At 32.6% G+C, this 18,913-nt stretch carries 29 protein-coding genes; 24 read left to right on the plus strand and 5 right to left on the minus strand.

Features of this window, described 5'->3' with window-relative positions; genetic code table 11:
- Window positions 1–3: 3 nt before the first annotated feature.
- The 3 genes from DK441_RS22105 (at window position 4) to DK441_RS22115 (ending at window position 3,996) form a co-directional block, all read left to right on the plus strand.
- Window positions 4–2,439 carry a hypothetical protein gene (locus DK441_RS22105; RefSeq protein ID WP_370444337.1) on the plus strand — a complete coding sequence of 812 codons (2,436 nt, stop codon included), beginning with the start codon at window positions 4–6 and terminating at the stop codon, window positions 2,437–2,439.
- A gap of 147 nt (window positions 2,440–2,586) precedes the next feature.
- The gene (locus DK441_RS22110) at window positions 2,587–3,051 is read left to right on the plus strand and encodes a DUF3291 domain-containing protein (protein ID WP_109852772.1); all 465 of its coding nucleotides are present in this window, start codon (window positions 2,587–2,589) and stop codon (window positions 3,049–3,051) included.
- A gap of 54 nt (window positions 3,052–3,105) precedes the next feature.
- Window positions 3,106–3,996: an AraC family transcriptional regulator gene (locus DK441_RS22115; protein ID WP_109852773.1), complete on the plus strand. Its 891-nt coding sequence runs from the start codon at window positions 3,106–3,108 to the stop codon at window positions 3,994–3,996.
- A 56-nt stretch (window positions 3,997–4,052) separates the two neighbouring features.
- On the opposite strand, the gene DK441_RS22120 is transcribed toward DK441_RS22115, so the two are convergent.
- Window positions 4,053–4,625, minus strand: a complete 573-nt coding sequence (locus DK441_RS22120; RefSeq protein WP_109852774.1) for a hypothetical protein — start codon at window positions 4,623–4,625, stop codon at window positions 4,053–4,055.
- A 178-nt stretch (window positions 4,626–4,803) separates the two neighbouring features.
- A complete protein-coding gene (locus DK441_RS27175; RefSeq protein ID WP_255412323.1) occupies window positions 4,804–4,935 on the minus strand; it encodes a hypothetical protein in 132 nt (43 codons plus the stop codon).
- A gap of 297 nt (window positions 4,936–5,232) precedes the next feature.
- On the opposite strand from DK441_RS27175, the gene DK441_RS26795 reads away from it, so the two are divergent.
- From DK441_RS26795 to DK441_RS22130, 3 genes are read left to right on the plus strand one after another with little or no spacing between them, the layout of a single operon-like run.
- Window positions 5,233–5,397: a hypothetical protein gene (locus DK441_RS26795; RefSeq protein ID WP_160112231.1), complete on the plus strand. Its 165-nt coding sequence runs from the start codon at window positions 5,233–5,235 to the stop codon at window positions 5,395–5,397.
- 28 nt (window positions 5,398–5,425) lie between these two features.
- Window positions 5,426–5,869 carry a hypothetical protein gene (locus DK441_RS22125; protein WP_160112232.1) on the plus strand — a complete coding sequence of 148 codons (444 nt, stop codon included), beginning with the start codon at window positions 5,426–5,428 and terminating at the stop codon, window positions 5,867–5,869.
- On the plus strand, window positions 5,866–6,072 hold the full coding sequence (locus tag DK441_RS22130) for a hypothetical protein (protein WP_109852776.1): 207 nt from the start codon (window positions 5,866–5,868) through the stop codon (window positions 6,070–6,072). The genes DK441_RS22125 and DK441_RS22130 overlap by 4 nt, the downstream gene beginning before the upstream one ends.
- Before the next feature lie 10 nt (window positions 6,073–6,082).
- Here DK441_RS22130 and DK441_RS22135 read toward each other — a convergent pair whose 3' ends face one another.
- Together DK441_RS22135 and DK441_RS22140 are read right to left on the minus strand one after the other, a co-directional pair.
- Window positions 6,083–6,679: a hypothetical protein gene (locus tag DK441_RS22135; protein ID WP_109852777.1), complete on the minus strand. Its 597-nt coding sequence runs from the start codon at window positions 6,677–6,679 to the stop codon at window positions 6,083–6,085.
- Between the two features lie 187 nt (window positions 6,680–6,866).
- Window positions 6,867–7,259, minus strand: a complete 393-nt coding sequence (locus tag DK441_RS22140; protein ID WP_235015810.1) for a hypothetical protein — start codon at window positions 7,257–7,259, stop codon at window positions 6,867–6,869.
- Between the two features lie 144 nt (window positions 7,260–7,403).
- Between DK441_RS22140 and DK441_RS22145 the strand changes: the two genes are divergently transcribed.
- The 18 genes from DK441_RS22145 to DK441_RS22230 all read left to right on the plus strand — a co-directional run bounded on the left by DK441_RS22145 (window position 7,404) and on the right by DK441_RS22230 (window position 18,261).
- Window positions 7,404–7,679, plus strand: a complete 276-nt coding sequence (locus tag DK441_RS22145; RefSeq protein WP_109852778.1) for a hypothetical protein — start codon at window positions 7,404–7,406, stop codon at window positions 7,677–7,679.
- Window positions 7,680–7,875: 196 nt separating this feature from the next.
- Window positions 7,876–8,466 (plus strand): response regulator transcription factor, encoded by a 591-nt coding sequence (locus tag DK441_RS22150; RefSeq protein WP_109852779.1) that lies wholly within the window; start codon window positions 7,876–7,878, stop codon window positions 8,464–8,466.
- A gap of 130 nt (window positions 8,467–8,596) precedes the next feature.
- On the plus strand, window positions 8,597–8,854 hold the full coding sequence (locus DK441_RS22155; protein ID WP_109852780.1) for a hypothetical protein: 258 nt from the start codon (window positions 8,597–8,599) through the stop codon (window positions 8,852–8,854).
- A 99-nt stretch (window positions 8,855–8,953) separates the two neighbouring features.
- Entirely contained in the window at window positions 8,954–9,214 is a 261-nt protein-coding gene (locus DK441_RS22160; protein WP_160112233.1) for a hypothetical protein, read from the plus strand.
- Window positions 9,211–9,435 carry a hypothetical protein gene (locus tag DK441_RS22165; RefSeq protein WP_109852782.1) on the plus strand — a complete coding sequence of 75 codons (225 nt, stop codon included), beginning with the start codon at window positions 9,211–9,213 and terminating at the stop codon, window positions 9,433–9,435. Before DK441_RS22160 ends, DK441_RS22165 begins: the two co-directional genes overlap by 4 nt.
- Window positions 9,432–9,635, plus strand: coding sequence for a hypothetical protein (locus tag DK441_RS22170; RefSeq protein WP_109852783.1), 204 nt, complete (start codon window positions 9,432–9,434; stop codon window positions 9,633–9,635). The genes DK441_RS22165 and DK441_RS22170 overlap by 4 nt, the downstream gene beginning before the upstream one ends.
- A 21-nt stretch (window positions 9,636–9,656) precedes the next feature.
- Window positions 9,657–12,725: a hypothetical protein gene (locus tag DK441_RS22175; RefSeq protein ID WP_109852784.1), complete on the plus strand. Its 3,069-nt coding sequence runs from the start codon at window positions 9,657–9,659 to the stop codon at window positions 12,723–12,725.
- Window positions 12,700–12,945, plus strand: a complete 246-nt coding sequence (locus DK441_RS22180) for a hypothetical protein (RefSeq protein WP_109852785.1) — start codon at window positions 12,700–12,702, stop codon at window positions 12,943–12,945. Before DK441_RS22175 ends, DK441_RS22180 begins: the two co-directional genes overlap by 26 nt.
- Window positions 12,945–13,514, plus strand: coding sequence for a hypothetical protein (locus DK441_RS22185; protein WP_109852786.1), 570 nt, complete (start codon window positions 12,945–12,947; stop codon window positions 13,512–13,514). The genes DK441_RS22180 and DK441_RS22185 overlap by 1 nt, the downstream gene beginning before the upstream one ends.
- An 11-nt stretch (window positions 13,515–13,525) precedes the next feature.
- Window positions 13,526–13,738 (plus strand): hypothetical protein, encoded by a 213-nt coding sequence (locus DK441_RS22190; protein WP_109852787.1) that lies wholly within the window; start codon window positions 13,526–13,528, stop codon window positions 13,736–13,738.
- A 31-nt stretch (window positions 13,739–13,769) separates the two neighbouring features.
- Window positions 13,770–13,952, plus strand: coding sequence for a hypothetical protein (locus DK441_RS22195; protein WP_109852788.1), 183 nt, complete (start codon window positions 13,770–13,772; stop codon window positions 13,950–13,952).
- A 10-nt stretch (window positions 13,953–13,962) separates the two neighbouring features.
- On the plus strand, window positions 13,963–14,301 hold the full coding sequence (locus tag DK441_RS22200) for a hypothetical protein (RefSeq protein WP_109852789.1): 339 nt from the start codon (window positions 13,963–13,965) through the stop codon (window positions 14,299–14,301).
- Window positions 14,302–14,303: 2 nt separating this feature from the next.
- A complete protein-coding gene (locus DK441_RS22205; protein WP_109852790.1) occupies window positions 14,304–14,633 on the plus strand; it encodes a hypothetical protein in 330 nt (109 codons plus the stop codon).
- Between the two features lie 199 nt (window positions 14,634–14,832).
- Complete coding sequence (locus DK441_RS22215) at window positions 14,833–15,375, plus strand: SPFH domain-containing protein (protein WP_109852792.1); 543 nt, start codon at window positions 14,833–14,835, stop codon at window positions 15,373–15,375.
- Between the two features lie 409 nt (window positions 15,376–15,784).
- Window positions 15,785–15,934, plus strand: coding sequence for a hypothetical protein (locus tag DK441_RS26800; RefSeq protein WP_160112234.1), 150 nt, complete (start codon window positions 15,785–15,787; stop codon window positions 15,932–15,934).
- Between the two features lie 10 nt (window positions 15,935–15,944).
- The gene (locus DK441_RS22220) at window positions 15,945–16,388 is read left to right on the plus strand and encodes a hypothetical protein (RefSeq protein ID WP_160112235.1); all 444 of its coding nucleotides are present in this window, start codon (window positions 15,945–15,947) and stop codon (window positions 16,386–16,388) included.
- Between the two features lie 689 nt (window positions 16,389–17,077).
- Window positions 17,078–17,308: a hypothetical protein gene (locus tag DK441_RS22225; protein WP_109852794.1), complete on the plus strand. Its 231-nt coding sequence runs from the start codon at window positions 17,078–17,080 to the stop codon at window positions 17,306–17,308.
- Between the two features lie 212 nt (window positions 17,309–17,520).
- Window positions 17,521–18,261, plus strand: a complete 741-nt coding sequence (locus DK441_RS22230) for an SOS response-associated peptidase (protein WP_109852795.1) — start codon at window positions 17,521–17,523, stop codon at window positions 18,259–18,261.
- On the opposite strand, the gene DK441_RS22235 is transcribed toward DK441_RS22230, so the two are convergent.
- Complete coding sequence (locus DK441_RS22235) at window positions 18,258–18,560, minus strand: hypothetical protein (protein ID WP_109852796.1); 303 nt, start codon at window positions 18,558–18,560, stop codon at window positions 18,258–18,260. The two genes, DK441_RS22230 and DK441_RS22235, sit on opposite strands and share 4 nt — an antisense overlap.
- Window positions 18,561–18,913: the final 353 nt, after the last annotated feature.

Genomic DNA, 18,913 nt, shown 5'->3' on the forward strand with positions numbered 1-18,913 from the left:
AGAGTGGGTAAGTCAAAATTGGTTTTGTATAATTTTAGTCATAGAAAGCGTTCATGGGGTTTATTAGCTTTTTTGGTATTCCCTTTTTTATCTATTGCACAAACACTGGATTATGAAACAATTACTCAGAGTAAGCCTTTAAAAGTAAGTGGTCAGGTTTCTGCCAGTGGCGTGTATTACAGTTCTAATCAAAATGCTAACCGAGACCCCTTTACTTATTTTTTGCAAGGAGCCCTTAATATTAATATATATAGTTTTTCTATTCCGATTTCGTATAGTTTTTCGAATCAGGGAGAGAATTTAGGCTATCAATTACCCTTTGATTTTAATCGTATTAGTTTGCATCCCAAATATAAATGGGTTACGGGCCATATCGGTAATATAAGTATGACCTTTTCTCCTTATACCTTAAGTGGTCATCAGTTTACAGGTGGTGGTATAGATCTTACTCCACCGGGAGCCTTTAAAATCAGTGCTATGAGTGGCCGTTTACTAAAGGCTGTAGAGGATAATGCAGATGCCAGAACGGTTCCTTCGTATAACCGTATGGGGTATGGGTTAAAAACAAGTTTAGAGAAGGAGCGATATAAGATCGGTGTTATAGGTTTTTATGCCAAAGATGATCCAACTTCTATCGATTCTATTCCCGAAGCCAAAGGCGTATTACCGCAGGAGAATCTGGTGGTAAGTATAGAAGGAGAAGTTAAATTAGGTAAAAGTTTTAGTCTTCAGGCCGAATATGCATCTACAGCGATTACCAAAGATACCCGAGCCGAGGAGGTTGATAATTCGGAAATATCTCCGATTGCTACTATTTTTAATAACCGTGCATCTACAGAATATTATACTGCAATAAAAACCCGTTTGGGTTATGGTGTAGGACGAGTAAATCTTGGTTTGGGCTACGAACGTATTGATCCGGGATATGAAACTCTGGGGGCCTATTATTTTAATAACGATTTCGAAAACATAACTTTAGATGCTTCTAATACGTTTTTTAAAGATAGGTTAAGTTTAGCTCTTAATATAGGATATCAAAGAGATGATCTGGATAATTTGAAGGCCAATAACACCAATCGTACGGTTGGATCATTAAATGCCACCCTTTCTGTATCCGACCGGCTGAATATTTCTGGTATGTATTCTAACTTTAGTACGTTTACTAATATCAAGCCCAATCAGTTTGATGAGATTAATGATGCCGATCTTTTGGATGAACAGATAGAAGAGTTAGATTACAAGCAATTATCGCAAACGGCTACTTTAACGATCAACTATGTGCTTTCAGGAAAAAAGACCTCTCGCCAGAATCTCACGATGAATTATGCACTTAATGATGTTTCAAATGAACAGGGAGGAGTGGTAAGACTTGGTGATGCTTCTACATTTCATAATATGAATTTGGGTCATACGATAGATTTTTCAGAAAGGAACCTAAATATAAGTACATCGGTTAATGGGACTTATAATACCATTGGTAGAGAAGAAGCAACGACTTGGGGGCCAACAATAAGTGTCGGTAAGCGATATTTTAAAAAAACACTCAACACCCGACTATCAGCAGGATATAATAGTTCTACTAGTACTACATCTACTACCAGTGTTACCAATCTACGAGGGGCGGTGACATATACCTTAAAGGAGAGACATAATTTTAACCTCAATGCCGTACAGTTATTTAGAAGTGGTGGCAATAATGGACAATTAAGTGAATTTACGGCTACTTTTAGTTATAATTATGCGTTTGGACTAAAGAAGCCTAAAATCAATTTCAATAAAAAGCCGAAGAAACCCAAAAAGGCAAAAGAAGTTAATGACTCTATCAAAATTCAGTATAGAAAATATCGCTATGAAGGACTCCCAACAGATATCACTCCAGAGTTATTAGCACTACCAGAGAAAGAAGGTTTTGCCCATCTTATTAAAGATAAACGAGGAAGATTAAGTGATCTTGGAAAACAACTTGTAGAAACCGAACAAAAAGATAAAAGAGTATACAAGGAGGTTGCCTTAAGTTATCTTAAAGCAATGAATCTTTATTTTGACTTTGCAGCGTTTTATAATGAAAAAATATATGAATCCTATTTAAAACTGGTTCGTGAAGCACAGGATATTGATCGCCAAATCAGGGACGAGTTTACTTTGTTAAGCGCAAGAATCAATAGTGCCGAGGAAAAAAACCAGGAAGACCTGGATAGACAGAAAGTATTAGAGAAGCGATATGAATCCCATACCGAACTGTTGCAGTCCTTATTACAGTGGAATTTAAAACCAGAAGATATCGAATATCCAGAAGGAGATATTAAAGCACTAAAAAGAGGGAATGCCTCAAAAGTGTTCTCTATGTATCAGAATGAGAAACCAGAAAGAGATATCGTAAAGTTTATCGAAATACGATTGGCAGATGTATTTCATAAACTATTAAAAGAAGGAAATTAATATATACCACTATTTAGGTTTTATTTTATGATTTAAAGAAAGAATTCTGTAAAAAGTACAGAAACAACCGTGATCTCTATATAAATACATAAACTACCTATCTCTAATTTTGAATATTGATACTGATAATACAGTAAAAATCAAATTATGAGTAAAAAGTATATTGCAGAAATTAATATTGCCAAAATGAAGGCCCCGCTGGATTCTCCTTTATTAAAAGAATTCGTAGATTTTCTAGAACCGATTAATAAACTAGCCGATGAAAGCTCAGGATTTGTGTGGAGATTAAAAGATGATGATGGTAGTTCTGCTGCAAATATAGAATCTCCTTTAGAAGATGATATGATGCTTATTAATATGTCTGTTTGGAAAGATCTTACATCTCTTAAAAATTTTGCTTATGATACTGTACATAGCTATTTTGTGAGGGATGGTAGAAAATGGTTTGAAAGAATGAAAAGTCCACATGTGGTATTATGGTGGGTAGATCACGATCATATACCAACAACAGAAGAAGCCATTTCTAAATTGAAACATATAGAAAAATATGGACCAACTTCTGAAGCTTTTAATTTTAAAAAGATTTTTAATAGTTTAGGTGAAGAAATTTAAATTTATGATTTTATGTTTATATTGATGAGAGAATAAAGCAATGAATCAAAATATATGAGGCCTGTAAAATCAGTAGAAAAGATACCAAATTACCATTTGTATGGTAATACGATAGAAGGAGAAGTTGCCTCTTTTTTTAATATGAGACGCTTAGAAGAATTATCTGATGGCCTTAATAATGTAGTGCATCATCCTCATCGACATTTTAATCTCTTTCAAATCATATGGGTAACCCATGGCCGTGGAAACATTATGATAGACGAAAAAATGTATGAAATGGAGAAGGGGACACTATTTTATATTCACCCAGGGGTAGTTCATGCCTGTGAAAATTCTAACGATTTTAAAGGATTTGTATTACATTTCTCCCCAGATGTTTTGTTATCACAAATAGGAGCCAACACCAGTTTTGAAATTATAAATACAACCATACATAATACATTTTTAGGAGTACGAATTAATGAAGAAGAAAAAGCAATTAACAATAGTATTACAGAGCTATGGAAAGAATTTACTAATGACTATGTAGAGAAAGATCAAATTATTAAAAATAATCTTAATGTTTTGATGATCTATATCCAGCGACAAATGCATAATGATCAGGGGTTTGGAGATGGGACATCTAGTAATATGATTGTGAAATCTTTTAGAGCGTTAATAGAACAAGAGTATAAAAAAGAAAGAAGTGTTAGCTATTATGCTTCGTTACTACATATTACACCGACTTATCTAAACGATACAGTAAAAAAATCAACAGGGAAAACAGCAGGAACACTAATTAGAGAACGTGTCATTTTAGAGGCCAAACGACTTTTGATTTTTAGTAAACTAAGTATATCTGAGATTGCTTTTAAGTTACACTTTGAAGATTCGGCTTATTTCTGGAAGTTTTTTAAGAAATATGTATCAATTTCTCCAAAATCATTTAGAGAACAACATAAATGATTAATAGTATGTGTTTTCTGAAATAAGCAAAAAGAAATTAATTACTGTATATGCCATCAACTAATCATCATTACCGTAACCTGAAAGATTTCACCGATAACCCCGAACAAAGCTAGTATCAAACCGAATGCACCCAAAGCTCTACCATGAGCATATCGATCTAAGTAATTTAAAATACTGGCAATAATTTTTAAAATAATTAATAGAATTGTTATCACTATAAAAGAGCTAAACATTAAAATACCTATACTCGAAAATATGATACCAAGCCATCCAACAAACCAAGCGAAATAGTCAAAGTAATTAAAAAAATGATCTTTAGGGCGTTCATATAGGATAGGGACATATTTCCAGCAAACCCAAAAACAGCCTAATAATGCTACAGCGATAGAAAGATGCATCAAAACAGCAAGAGGTAACGATGTGCCATCTTTGGGGCTACGCTTTTTAATGATATTGAATAACCAATCAATTAAAATATCGATCCCTTTCTCAATACGATCTGCTAGAGATGGCTTACGCACTTCAATAAATGCCAGAGCAAACCCGATCAACTCTAATGGAAGGCTTATGATCTGAACAAGATCTGCATTATGATCGGTAAATATCCCCACAATATAAAAATACATTTTCTGAATTAAATAAAAAAGGTTGTCTTATATAAGACAACCTTTTTTATTGTAGCGAGAGGGGGGCTCTCAATGTTATTTTATACTTTTAATCAATGTTGATTATCAATGATTTACATCTGTGATTTATACTTAATATCTTATAATACTGCAAGAATTTAACACGCTTCAAACGCTGTTAATCCTTGCTTTTATTAGGTTTCTGCAATTTTTCTTTTTCTTCCTGGGTAAATGTGGCGTCCAAAAGGTTATTAATTTCCTTAGAATTATCATCTTCAGGTTGTTGCGGTTTTCCCGTAATTTTATCCATTTGTATATAATTTGTACAGGGTTAGTGTGCGACTTGTACACAAATATAAGCAATTAGCCCTTATAAACCAGTCATATAAAACTATGATGTGCATTTCATCGATTTACGGTTTTCCCGTAACAATATTTTAAAAATTAGTATATAACTTGCACTGTCTTAATGTAATAAAGTGACATTCTACCCTGCGTCATCAATTATTTACTAGCGAATGACTACCATTGGCTAAATAGGTTTGTATTGTACATTTATTAGTACAGTGCCTACGTATCTTTGTATTATAACCAATAATCAAAGTATATGAGGTATTTATTAATGATATGTGTAGTAGGTCTGTTTGCTGTTAGTTGTTCTGACGAAACACTTAAAGAAAATGAGAATCTACGGCAAATTGAGAAAGATGAATATGAAATCCCCCCTAACGGGATTGAAAAAGACGAATACGAAATCCCAGACAACGGGTAATCGATATAAAAGGTTTATACAAGGGGCATTGATTAGTATCATACTGATTAGTACCCCTTTTTTGTTTTATTTATATAGACTAGCACCAAAAGCAGATACTTGGGATTTAGGTTTTATGATACTCGATAATGGAGGATTCTCTACAGTCAAAGTTTTTGTTCATGCACTTATGACCAAACTAATGTTTTTAATCTTTACAACCATATGGTTTTTTACTTCAAAACATTGGTGGCGATTCTCGATATTAATACCGTTTGGATTATTCTTTTTCCAAACCACTGGTGTTATTAATCAAAATATTAAGTATACAGAAGATTTTAATTTTTGGAGTGTAGTACCTATGCTATTACCAATATTGATAGGGATGATATTGGTATCTATTAAATTAAACAAGGAATCAAGACTTCTGGATATAAGGGAACAAATCTCTATAGAAATGGAGGAGATTAAACAAAAACGGCGAGCCTCATGAGTAAAGTAACTTCAAACATTTTACAGCGTATGTATCAACTTACGCATAATAAACATTTATACACTCCAGAGCAATTATATAAAGAATGGGAAGATCTGCAGGCAGAAGTAGATGATATCCTTTTTGGGGATTCTGTTGTGGCACTTAGTGATAAAGAAAAATTACAATTACAGAAATTATTAAAGGAGATTAGTTTTGTTTAGTTTTTGAGGTTTAAAAATCATTATCATGTATTGATGGATTACTATCATGCATTGGACTGTAATTACCATAAGTTTCACTTATTTCAGTAATGATGTCCTGAAATAACTTTTGTTCTTTCTCTAGGTCTTGTGTTATACTCTCCAACCTAGCTATATAACTGTTTGCTGCGTTTCTATATTCCGATCGTTTTGTAGAATTTGGGTGATCCTTAGATAGTTTTAAATTCTCCTCGTATAAAAACTGATAGGAATTTAACAATGCTTGTTTGGCAGTCAAACTAGTCTGGAGGTTTAACCACTTTTCAGATTTTACTTGTGCCTTAGAAGATCTAATAAGTTCATTTCGTTGTAATTCAAGCTCTTTTCTTTGTAATAACGAGGTAACTATTAAAAAAGCAAATGCTAGTGCAGAAAAAATTGCATTTGCCCCACCAAAACTATCCCCAAATTCCGCTGCTGTTGGAGGGATATCATGCCAATATCTATTTATTTGCCAGTACCCTATAAATATTATTAAAACCAAAACAATTGAACAGGCAAACCACAGCCACACTTTTGTTTTCTCCTGATCTGTTTCCTCCTGATCTGTTTTCTCCTGAGTATTCATTTTTACTTCAAACCTTTATACTTATTCTTCCTCACGTAATCGATGAACCATAATCCGAATAACCAGATGGGGATAAATATCAGATACCACCACTCAAAACTTATATTTTCTAATGGTCCAGGTCTGGTTATTTTTGTAGGGTCTACTATTAAGAGTAATATTTTCATATCCATCGATTTCTTACTAATCACTTTTGTTTTGCCTGTTCTTTCTCCATCGCCTTTTTGGCTTCTAGTTTTTGAGCCTCAGAGAATTCTTTTACCATCATTAGGGTTTTAAGATCTTCTATAGTAACACCTCGTAATTTGGCTTCTATCTTTTCTTCAATAAGTTCATCAATGGTTTTAGGTTTCGCGAATTCTTCGCGTATCATATTGCCTTTGCCAGTAACAACCCAATCCGCATTAAGTTCTTCGTATATTGATACAATTGTATGTAAAACGTCTACACCTATAGACGCTTTGTTCTTAATCTGCTTTCCAGTATAACCACCAGATTTACCTATGCTTATATCAAAAGCGTTAAGGCTTAGCCCTTTATAATTAATGTATTCTTCGATTCTATCTATTGGTTTTTTCATATTTACGTATAATTGTATGTAAATAATTTGGTTTTATGTATAATTGTACGTACTATTGTATGAGATTAGTACACAATTAGTAAACGATTAGTAAAACAAATGTACACATATACACTCGTTTTGCCAATAAACTCATAGTTAAGTATGATAACTACAGAACAAAAAACGGAGATTATTAATACACTGGGCAAAAACCATTTATCAAAGATTCTTTCCTTTCTATCAGAGAACAATATGGAGAAAGAAGAAGGAGTGCCATATTCCAGAAGTTACATTTATAAGATTCTATCAGGAGAAAGAGAACACTCACATATCGAGTCTTTGATTTTTAAGCTTGCTTACGATACGTATTACCAAAATTTAGAAGAGAAAAAATACCGCGAAGATTTTCTAAAACTCACTAGAAAAAATGTTGCGTGATGCAAAAATTTTGGATCAATAACAGGATGGCGATACAATTTTTTATCGTGATAGTATTAAACATATTCGTGTTGTGTTATTACCTCTTTTTGTTATTCGCTTCGTCATCCATTGATCCTAATGATATAGAAATTAAAAACCCGTAGCGGTCACTACGGGTTAACACAATAATTAATCATTTAATCTACTAATTATTATGAATACCAAAGTTAAGAATACCCCAGCAGAAACCCTAATCGGGCAACTGATTTCTAATGATAATTCTATAGAATTTTTCGGGATCAAAAGAACACAAGAAGTTCGTTTTTTACGCAACGGTCATGTTTACAAATTTGATCAACTGGATCCAGGGCATTATACATTACTTCACAATGCATATATGAAAGATAAGTTTGCCATACATTTTATTCGCAAACAAGCCCGTGACAGTATCAAAAAACAAGTAGAGTTATATACATACTTTACATACGGTGCCTTGGATCATACTCCAGATATTATTGATAACATTTTACAACCTGCAGAGAATTTTAGACACCAGAAAGAATGTATCTCTCTAAAATTTGATAGTAAAAAAATTACTATCGATAATAAACCTATCACTGCACGTGAGCTACAAATCATAGATTTAGTAGCGCAAGACTACCCCGATAAACTTATCGCTGATCATTTAGGAATTGGCATACCTACCCTAAACACTCACAAAGCAAAGCTTTTCAGAAAAATTAATGTGCAATCCAAAGTCGGCCTGATCAAAAAGGCAATGGACGAAAATATACCAATGATATGAGTAATAGATCAAATAGAAGTGAAAATCGTCCAGAGTTTATAAAGTTAAATGAAGATACATATGTAATGTTTATAGATGATGCTATTAATTTTTTTGATATGGAAACATTATTCAAAACATCCTCGAAAATATGAGATCTACTAAGCAAATCCAATCAGAAATCAACAGAGCCAAAGGACAGATAAAAGCTTTTCAAAAAGATCATTTTACAGATGCTGATCGAGCAGTACTGATACCGAAATACAAGGAAACTTTAAAAAAATTAGAAGATGAACTCACAGAAGCAATTAAGCAAATCGAAGTCAATGATCCAACACAGGTTGGAGAATCTAAAAAAGCAGGAACACCTTCAGGAATATCTAAAAAAGACAGCTGCTCTACAACGTAAGATCTATGAAATGCTAGAGGAATGTGTAGAGAAAATTGAGGTTAAACCAAAGCTAACGGTTAAATCATATTACGATCAATATTTAAAAAATCAAGAGTAATGGAGCTATTTATTTTTTACATATCAGGAGTAATTGCGTCAATGATCGCCACCTATTTTGAAGTGAGTTTCACTAAAAAAAGCTTGCTTTTACAAGATGAACTACCAGAAGAAACGTATCTGGATAGTAAATCATTCCTAAAAATATATTGGCCCTGCTGTGGTAGTTGGCCATGGTTAATACCGGCTATCTACGCAGCACAATTTGCACTTGATGACTTAAACAAAACAAAAGAGAAACTATCAAACAGAGGATTATGAAAAAGATCATACACTTTATAAAGGACGTACAAGAAGGACTACAATTGTTGAGAAAAAAAAGAGAAGAGGATATCGAGATGAAGGCTTTAATAGGCAGGGCAAAAGCCAAATTATTTTCATCTGTTTATCAAATGCGATTAAAAGAAGCAATTGATAAAGAGGACTACAGGACTGCTGCCAAGATTAAATTAGAAATCGAAAAATATAAACACGAATCATGAAGCTCATTGATATCATAAAAAACCAACTCGAATCCGAGGGACATACGGTAAAGAAAAATAAGATTGGTACCGAACGAATATTACTCACAATATCCAGCAGATCATTACTACAGGCAGATATACAAAACATGATGTTGTTCTTCAATAAAGAAGGGCAAAAGATAAAAGAAGTTTCTGCAGTAGTATCACAACAAGAATAACAACACACACGATTACCAACAATGCCATACATAAACGACGACAAAAAGAAAGAAATTCTCGATAAATCTACTTTAGAGAATACACTTAATGCTTATCATCCTGCGCCAAAAAAGAAAGGTGCTCAACTTGCATATGATTGCCCAGTTTGTAAAAAACAGGAAAAATTACAGTATAGTAAGTCTAAGGATATTGTATCATGTTTTCCTTGTGGTATTAGGGTTAAGTTTCCAGTAGATTATTTAATGCAGTTTCATGGACTTAGCTACCCAGAGTCGTTAGAAGAACTAGCAAGAATAGAGAGTATATCACTAGAAGCAGAGAAACCAAAATCCAAACCAAAAGGGGTAAGAAGCAAAAAAGCGATGGAAGAAGGTGATCATTCCTTTTGTGCCAATAAACTTCACGGTAGCGGTTTAACCACAGATGATGTAAAGGCGAATGTTTATGTAGATGGTGAAACCACAAAAGAAATCCCAACCTTCAGAAGTGGTACCAAGGATGAACGTTGGGAGATTATAACAGGCGATGATATCATTATTAGTTATTATGATCTTGAAGGTAAGCCGATGTATTATTATCGTAAAGATAAAAGTGGCCAGTCTACAGGTAGTCGTTTACTTTTCCGCAGAATTCGTTTTCAATATCCAGAGCTTCATAAAGATAAAAATGGTCGCCCGATTAAATATATGTCACCTTATGGGAGTGATAGTAAAATATATATTCCACAGGCTATTCGTAACAAGTACAAACGAGGAGCGATTATCAAAACCTTATACATTCAGGAAGGTGAATTAAAAGCTGAAAAAGCTACCAAGCATAAAATGATGAGTGTAGGAGTTATGGGAATTCATAACATTGCCTATAACAAAAAATTACCTCTAGAATTCGAACTCATTATTAAAAAATGTAAGGTAGAGAACGTTGTCTTTGTGTTGGATGAAGATTGGGACCGCTTGAGTAGAAAGATCGATAGCAGTAATGCTGCAGATATGAGGCCAAAGAATTTCTACAAGGCGGTTCTCAATTTTCGTAACCACTTTTATGCTTTTACCAACAGCGATATTCACCTCAATATATATTTTGCACATATCAATACCAACGAAGAAGGTGATAAGGGTATAGACGATTTGCTTACTAATTCACTTCGAGGTAAGGAAAATTCGCTGGTAGATATTTGTAATAAAAACATGCTAGATCCATCAGAGGATCATAAGTGGATCACGTTTAGAGATATTACTACGGAGAGTCATTACAAATTACTTGATTATTGGGGACTCCAAAACAAAGATAGTTTTGTAGAAAAGTACTTTGACCAATTAGAGCAGTTACCAGAATTTAAATTTGGTAAGGTAAAATATAGGATAGTAAACAAAGAGATAGAACTAGCACAACCACTACTAGATCATGAGCAGTACTGGAACGAAGAAAAAGCAAAAAATAAAACTAATTATTCTTTCAATTACAAAAGGTGCTATGTATTTCTACAAAATAGAGGCTTTTCAAGATATGAAGTAGCACCACGAAAATGGATATGGATTCATAAAGAGGATAATATTGTTCGCGAAGTTGATAATTACCAAATCAAGGATTACATATTAGACTTTACCAAACAGGCCATTAATAATGAAGCGGTAGAGAATATGCTGTATTCTGGTGGTAATCGATATCTGGGTCCTGATAGTATGGGGAATTTAGAATTCTCTTATCTCAATCTGCATTTACCAGGAAAAGGTATCCAATATCTGTATTTTAAGAATTGTTATTGGAAAGTGACAGATGAAGGTTTTGAGCAAACCCCACTAAAAGAAATTCAGGGTGATGTATGGAAGGATAAATTAAGAGATTTTGAGCCTACCAAATTACCATTACTCCTTAAAGAAGTGCACAAAATTACCGCAGAGGATGCAAAAGATAATGATAGGTTAAAGCAATACATCGGAGAGTATACCATAGAATTTACTGAAGATGGTGATCGATGTCATATGCTTCAATTTATTATGAACACTTGTCGATTTACCCGTAAACCAATCAAGGATTATGATTTAGACGAATGGTTTCATACCTCCCGACATTTTCTAGCAAAATTAACGGCAATTGGGTATATGTTGCATCGCTATCGAAATGCTAAGATTCTTAAAGCAGTTGTAGGCATGGATGCAAAAATGAGTGAGGTAGGAGCATCTAACGGCCGTAGTGGTAAGTCGATCATAGGGATGTTATTAGAACATCTTATTCCTACAGTAACCATACCTGGGAAAAAACGAGATTTACTGGAGGACCGATTTATTTTTGAAGAAGTAGATGAACGAACGGAATGTGTGTTTATAGATGATGTTCGAATGAACTTCGATATAGAAGCTTTATTTCCATCTATCACCGGAAAATTCACGGTAGAGAAAAAAGGTCTGGGTAAACAAACCTTACCGGCACATTTACCTCAAAAGTTTTATATCACAACTAATCATGCTTTAAAAGGGGAAGGAGGGTCATTTAGAAGTAGACAAATATTATTGGGCTTTAGTGATTGGTATAATGAAAAGTATGAACCGGTAGATGATTTTGGAGTTTTGTTCTTTGATGAATGGGATACGGATCAACATAACCTTTGCTACAACATGGCTGCCTTATGTCTCCACTTATATTTTAAGCATGGGATTATCGAAGCTCCACAAGACGAGCTTAATCAACGTAAAATACGGCAGGATCTAGGAGAAAGTTTTATCGATTGGGCAAACTCTTATTTCTCTAATCCCAATAATGTAAACACCAGAGTATTAAAATTTGATATGTATAGAGTGGATCAGGGATCCCCTTCACACCGTACCCATGGGAATGGTTTTGGTAATGTGTATCCAACTGAAACCAAGTGGACTAACATGACCAAATTCAAAGAGAAACTAAGAAAATATGCAAGTTTTAAAGGTTGGGATTATAATCCAAGTACAAACGGAAAGGATATAAAGTCTAGTGGTAAAGAATATATAGAAATACATGTGCCTACCGAGCTATACATAAAGCTTGAGGACGAAGCCAGAAGGCAGGCAGAAGAAGATAATCCATTTGATGAAGATAATGAAACCGTGGAATAAAATACTAGCGCATTTTGGTATCACAGTCACAACAATTGTTGATGATCATGGGGTAGAGAATCTTTTTTCTATCGATCCAAAAGCAATAGTGATTCCTAAAGGAGCACATGTTTTTGATAAAGAAAAGGATCCTGTAATCACTAGTGAAAATAAGAAACGAGAGCTAACAAAGCTCAAAATTAAAATAGCGAATAAAATAATCAGAAAAGTATTTCAATAATGAAAACGGAACATGAAAACTTCAAGAACGATTTTCAAACCCCAATTAATGTGGCTAGATATATGGTTTCTTTAATCCCAAATGAATCTAGAACAGTATTAGAACCAACTCCAGGATTAGGAACGCTGGTTAAGTTGTTAAAAGAATACAATGTAACCGCCCCAGAAGATTATTTTTTATTAGAAAAACAAAGATGGGATACTATCATCATGAATCCACCATTTGCATTGAAATATACCAACATTGAAAATGCTCCTTTAGAAAGAATTAATAAAGGAATGAAAATGGGATATCAGATCTTATTTGAATGTATGCAAATGACAGATAATGTTATAGCCCTAATGCCCTGGTTTACGATTTCTGATTCTGATATCAGATTAAAATCTTTAAAAAAATATGGATTAAAATCACTAACAGCTTTACCAAGAAAAACGTTTCAATACGCAAGAGTTCAAACAGTAATTATAGAATTGGTTAGAGGTTATAAAAAGGATACTTCCTTTAAAGTTTTTGATCTTCTAAATAGTGGATTAGAATATACAGAACCGGAATTATTCAGCAATCACTAAATACCTCCAACATGAAAATGAAAACTATTAAAAACCCAGATAGAGTAAATAGACTCTACCAAAAAGGAACAAAGGATTGGGAGCATCAATTCAACATGCTACTACCGGATGGTAAAACCTGCAGTGATTGTATTCACGCCAATCGATGTCTTACACTGTTTGGTCAGGAGATAAGGAATACAACATGCCAATTTCATCCTAACAGATATACCGAAAAACCATAAAAACAAAATATCAACCCTTAAAACCTAAACGATGAAAAAACCAATACATCAAATTGAAATCATGGAGAAAACCTTTACAAGACAAGAACTAATCAACGCTCAGGTTAAACTCAATAAAGAGTTTCTGTACAATCCAGAAAGTTTTACAGAAATAACACAAGACGTTGAATGTGCCGAAATGCAAATAGATGATTTAATAACTCGAGTAAAATAGAATAATAAAAATGAGCGGAATCAATTACGAAATACAAAATAGAAAACTAGCAACCTTCAAACACACCTTCGATTATAATTTTTGTAAGCGTAAATACAATGAATATGCTCTAATGGATTTAGAGAAATTCAAAGAATGTTTACTAGAAAAAGAATCGTTAGGCGAGATCGGTCATTTATGCTGCTTTGTGTTATGGGTGAAAAACAAAGAACAGCATGAGTATCAGGATTCTCTAGGAGACTATGGAATCATTCACTTGCTTTTTCACTGTGCAGAAAGTATCGATCAGGTGGAGTTGCACGCAGAGTATATACATAGATTATTTAAAGAAGATATAAAACTAAGCTAATCATGAAAACAAAACACTTAATCATAACAATCATTTTAGGTCTAATAGTAGGAGGTTCCACCTTTCTAATTATTGAATCGCGTAGACCAAAACCATTAATTATTATCAATACTGAAAATTTAGGATTCTGTCCAACAGATAGGGGAGAACTCGAAAAAATCAAATACGATTACGATAACGGTAAAAGCGAAATAAAATACATGCTTTACCGAGGTTCTTCAGATTACGAATATATAAGCAAGGAGGAAGCTTTAAAACTATGCGATCCAGATTTGCATTATGTTAAGGATACACTTAATAATTGGCGTATTGATGATGAAGATTATGATTAATAAAACAACTTAAATGAGAAACGATGTCAGATACGTATATCAACAAACAGGAAAGAAAATCAATTGTCATGGCAATCGATTTTATAAAACAAGAGAGAAGTAAAGCCAAGGCTCTACAAGATACATATAAGCATATACACTTATGCGAAATAGAATCAGGATTAAAGTCACTAGCAAAAAAGAAAAATACTAAACAGATATGAATCAGGTAAAAGAGTTTTTAGAATATATTTTTAATGCAATTAAGATATGGATTATCATACAGCCGTGGGAAACGGGATTACGAGTTAGGTTTGGTAAACACATTAAAAAACTAGAGAAAGGAATATATTTTAGAATACCATATTTTGATAGCGTTTACAAGCAAGAAAAGCGTTTACGAGTATGTTCTTTACCAATGCAAACATTAACTACTAGAGACAATAAAACAATTACTCTAAATGGCGCAATTGGATATAAAATAACCGATATCGAAAATCTATACGGTACGTTGTATCATCCGCAGACTACAATTTCTAATTTATGTATGAGCTATTTAAATGAGCATGTTATCAGGTTAAGTGCGGAATCATTGGACTTAGAAATAATGGAGAATTATGTAATCGAAAAATTGAAAGAAAAAAAGTATGGGTTATGCTTTCAGTATTTTAAAATCACCAATTATGCCTTAGTAAATACTTATAGATTGATTCAAGATCAAAGCTGGATTAATGAGGATATAGGAGTAGATATAAAATCTTAAATAAAACACTTAATAATTAGAACTATGAAAGAAAAAAGTAATAGTAAGAAATGTAGCCTGTGGAAAACCACATGGTAGTACAATCATGATATAATACTTTTGGATGATGCTAAAGTGGTTAAAAAAAATATATGAATTTCAAAGGTATAAGTACATGACGAGAAAGCACAACTTATGCATATGCAACCCTAAGAAATTACTTACTCCTGATAGTAAACATTGCCTCAATTGCGGACGTAAAATATAGATTCCCCAATCATTGATTTTATGTATTTAAAATTGGACAGGAAACCCTTTGGTGTAGCTAACCGGAGGGTTTTTGTTTTACTGTAAAGACGGATAAAGATTAAGAAAAAAGTTGTTTCTAGAGTTAATCCTATCTAACTTTAGATAATAAATTTATAAAAATATGAAATACATATTACTGCAATCGAGTAAGTTAAATCTATTAGAAGATAAAGTTAAATATGAACTAAAGAACGGAGGATCTGTATTAGGAGAGATCCAGTCATATAATACAGATAATTGTTTAATGTATTCACAATTAATCAAAAAATAATTAGAATAAAATGATGAGAATACCTTTAGAATATGAAATTTTGGATAGAATTTTAGAAAAATTGTATAGTTCAAAAAATATAACAGAATCAGACATTGTTCTACCTGAAAAATTACTTAACCAAAAGCTATTGAAGAAAATGGTAAAAAAGTTTATTACGAATCATTCAAAAACCGAAAATAAATTAGTGGAATCTAAATTAGAATATATCTTAAGAGCTGCTTTTACATTTTTACATGAAGAAAAATTAATCGTTTATAAGCAGCATGGGAGTAACTCTGCAGGAAAAATAAGATATGCAGGCATTGTAAAATTAATGGATGGAGGTTTTGTTGGAGAATATAAACGTAACACTATAAATAAACGCCTACAGAGAATGTTTTGGATATTTTCTACACTTTCTTTTTTATTGGCTTTAATCTCTATCCTAATTTCTTTAAAACAAAAGATTTGATAATAGTATCTTATAAATTATATATTGAAATAGTAAAATTTTTTACATCATCCAAAAAATTTTGTACATTTGTCGTATTATTTAAAATAATATTAAAGAAAACCGTCCAGTGCTAATGGACGGCTATCAAAATGAAAAACGGTACTATTATTCGCCTTTTTCAATACAAACGAAATTAATCGCTCTTTAATACTACCAGTATTAGTAACATTAGAAATAGTTCTAACTCCATTTCTGATATGTAAGGGAGATTAACAATTATAAAAAAACTAGAAATGGTACTTCTAGTTTTTTTTATGCCCCCAATTTAGCAAAGCTATAATTGTATTAAGGAATTATTCCTTAAATGCATAAAACTAGACCAAAGATAAATAAATTCACTCTTGATAATTTAAATAGTTATTCAGAATTATTAACTAAAATTATTAAAGTTATTGACTATATATATAAATTTTAGGAGTATTTGGTTGTCCAGTTTATGAGATTATTTGAAGTAATTTTCATTATTTATTTCTGAAGCTTTTCTAATATAATATATAAGCCTCCATTTTCCAAATTTTTACATATATAGCCATTTTATGCAAATTGAGGTTTATTTATAGATTTTTTACTAATAGATCTAATATTATTTCTGTTATGTTTTTGTATCATTTTCTGTTGTAAATTGCATAAAATTAAATAATATTATTATGCACAAGATTGGATATATAAATAGTAAGTATCAAATTATATTGAAAGATGTAGCACAGGGATTTTATACAGATACTGATGATCAGACTATTGTTAAGGGGTGGCTAGAAGATGATAGAATCAATATAGAAATGACCAATAGATATAATAACTTTCCATATAAAATTAGTAATCTAGATAAAAGCGAATATGTTTATGCAAATAAAGTAGATATGTCTAAAGGATATTAATTTAAAAATCATCGATAATATAACCAAAGACGATACCGTACAACTAGAAATCGATAGCCCAAAGATGACTGTCCTTGGGGTTGATACAAATGGTTATGCCTTTTGCTCTTGGACAAATATACGTGGTGATGAAATGCGTGGATCTTTCCCAATACACTCCTTAAAAAAAATATCGTAAATTAGGAATTGGGAAAACTATAACTACTAAATATATGTGTTACCATGCTGCACAAGAAAGAAACGTCCGTCTACTGGAGAAAAGGTACAGAGTAAAAAGAACAGAATTATTCGATATTAGAGATAACGATTTTAGTGCTTACCATTTTAACGGCTATGCTCATCCAGATATGTTATTCATTCCGCAGGAGAGCAAAGAAGAGTTGATACCAGGACTTTGGGGAATCATGCCACACACACAACATGGAGCGTATCAAAACGATTACTATAAAAAAATTGCTCCTAAAGGCGGTGGGTTAAATGCCAGAAGTGAAAGTGCATTTGATCATTTTATCTATAAGTGGAGTATTTTTGAGAGAAGATGTATCATTCCATTATCAGGATTCTTTGAACCACATAAGTTTAACGGAGTTTCTTATCCATGTTTTTTTAGTGCCAAAGATGATGATGTTTTATCTGTAGCCGGTATATATTCAGTAGGTAACGATGGTACAGTAAGTTTCACTATTTTTACCAAGCAGGCAAGCCCTTGGTTTGCTAAAATTCACAACAAATCTGGTGATAAAAGACAAATTGTACTACTGGATAAAGAACTCGAAAAAGAATGGCTTAGAGATGATTTAAATGAGAATCATATCAAGGAGTTATTTAATGTAAAATATGATGATAGCTTATTGTCAGCACATCCAGTAAGTCGAGATCTGTTTTCACGATCTATTGATAGTAATAGAAAAGATATAAAAGAACCGGTTGATTATCCTGGGTTAACTATTTAACGAACCTCTTGCCACAACCAGATTCCTTTATGATCATTAAAATAATATCGAATGTCATCACATTCAAAGTTTTTATATCGATCTATTAACCCAGTAAATATTGAGATACTAGCTCTTAAACTTCTTTTCCCAGAATAATCTCCACCAATGCCACGATAAGAATATATTTTATTTTTAAGATGAGCGTAGTATATGCCATCATTCATTACTTTGATAGAGGAAAGCCCACAATAGGCCCGGTTTATCTTTTTTTCGATAAACTCTTCATCTATTTCGATTATGTTGTTAGATAATGACATTCGGAAATTTTCCCAAATATAGGAAATAATCCTAATAATTTACGGTTTTACCGTAAATTGAGTATGGTTGATATTGGAGAATTACCATATAGCACGATTGTACACTATTTGAGTAAACCAGGGTAAAGCTCTTCAGGATTATTTACCTTTCTTACATTACTTGTTTTTTCTATTTTCCCCCACACCCCCAATTAAAAGAGTAATAATAAATAGTGCTTTCATGCAAAAGTTGGTAAATCCTTTCTGGAAACGACTAAAAAAAGGCAAAAACCTATATATACTATATCTTTCTTTTACTTTAATTAATTAATAAAATAAGTAAAGAAAATCGTGCTTTTGTGCTTTCGATGTTA

The sequence above is a fragment of the Aquimarina sp. AU58 genome (assembly GCF_900312745.1).
GTDB lineage: Bacteria > Bacteroidota > Bacteroidia > Flavobacteriales > Flavobacteriaceae > Aquimarina > Aquimarina spinulae.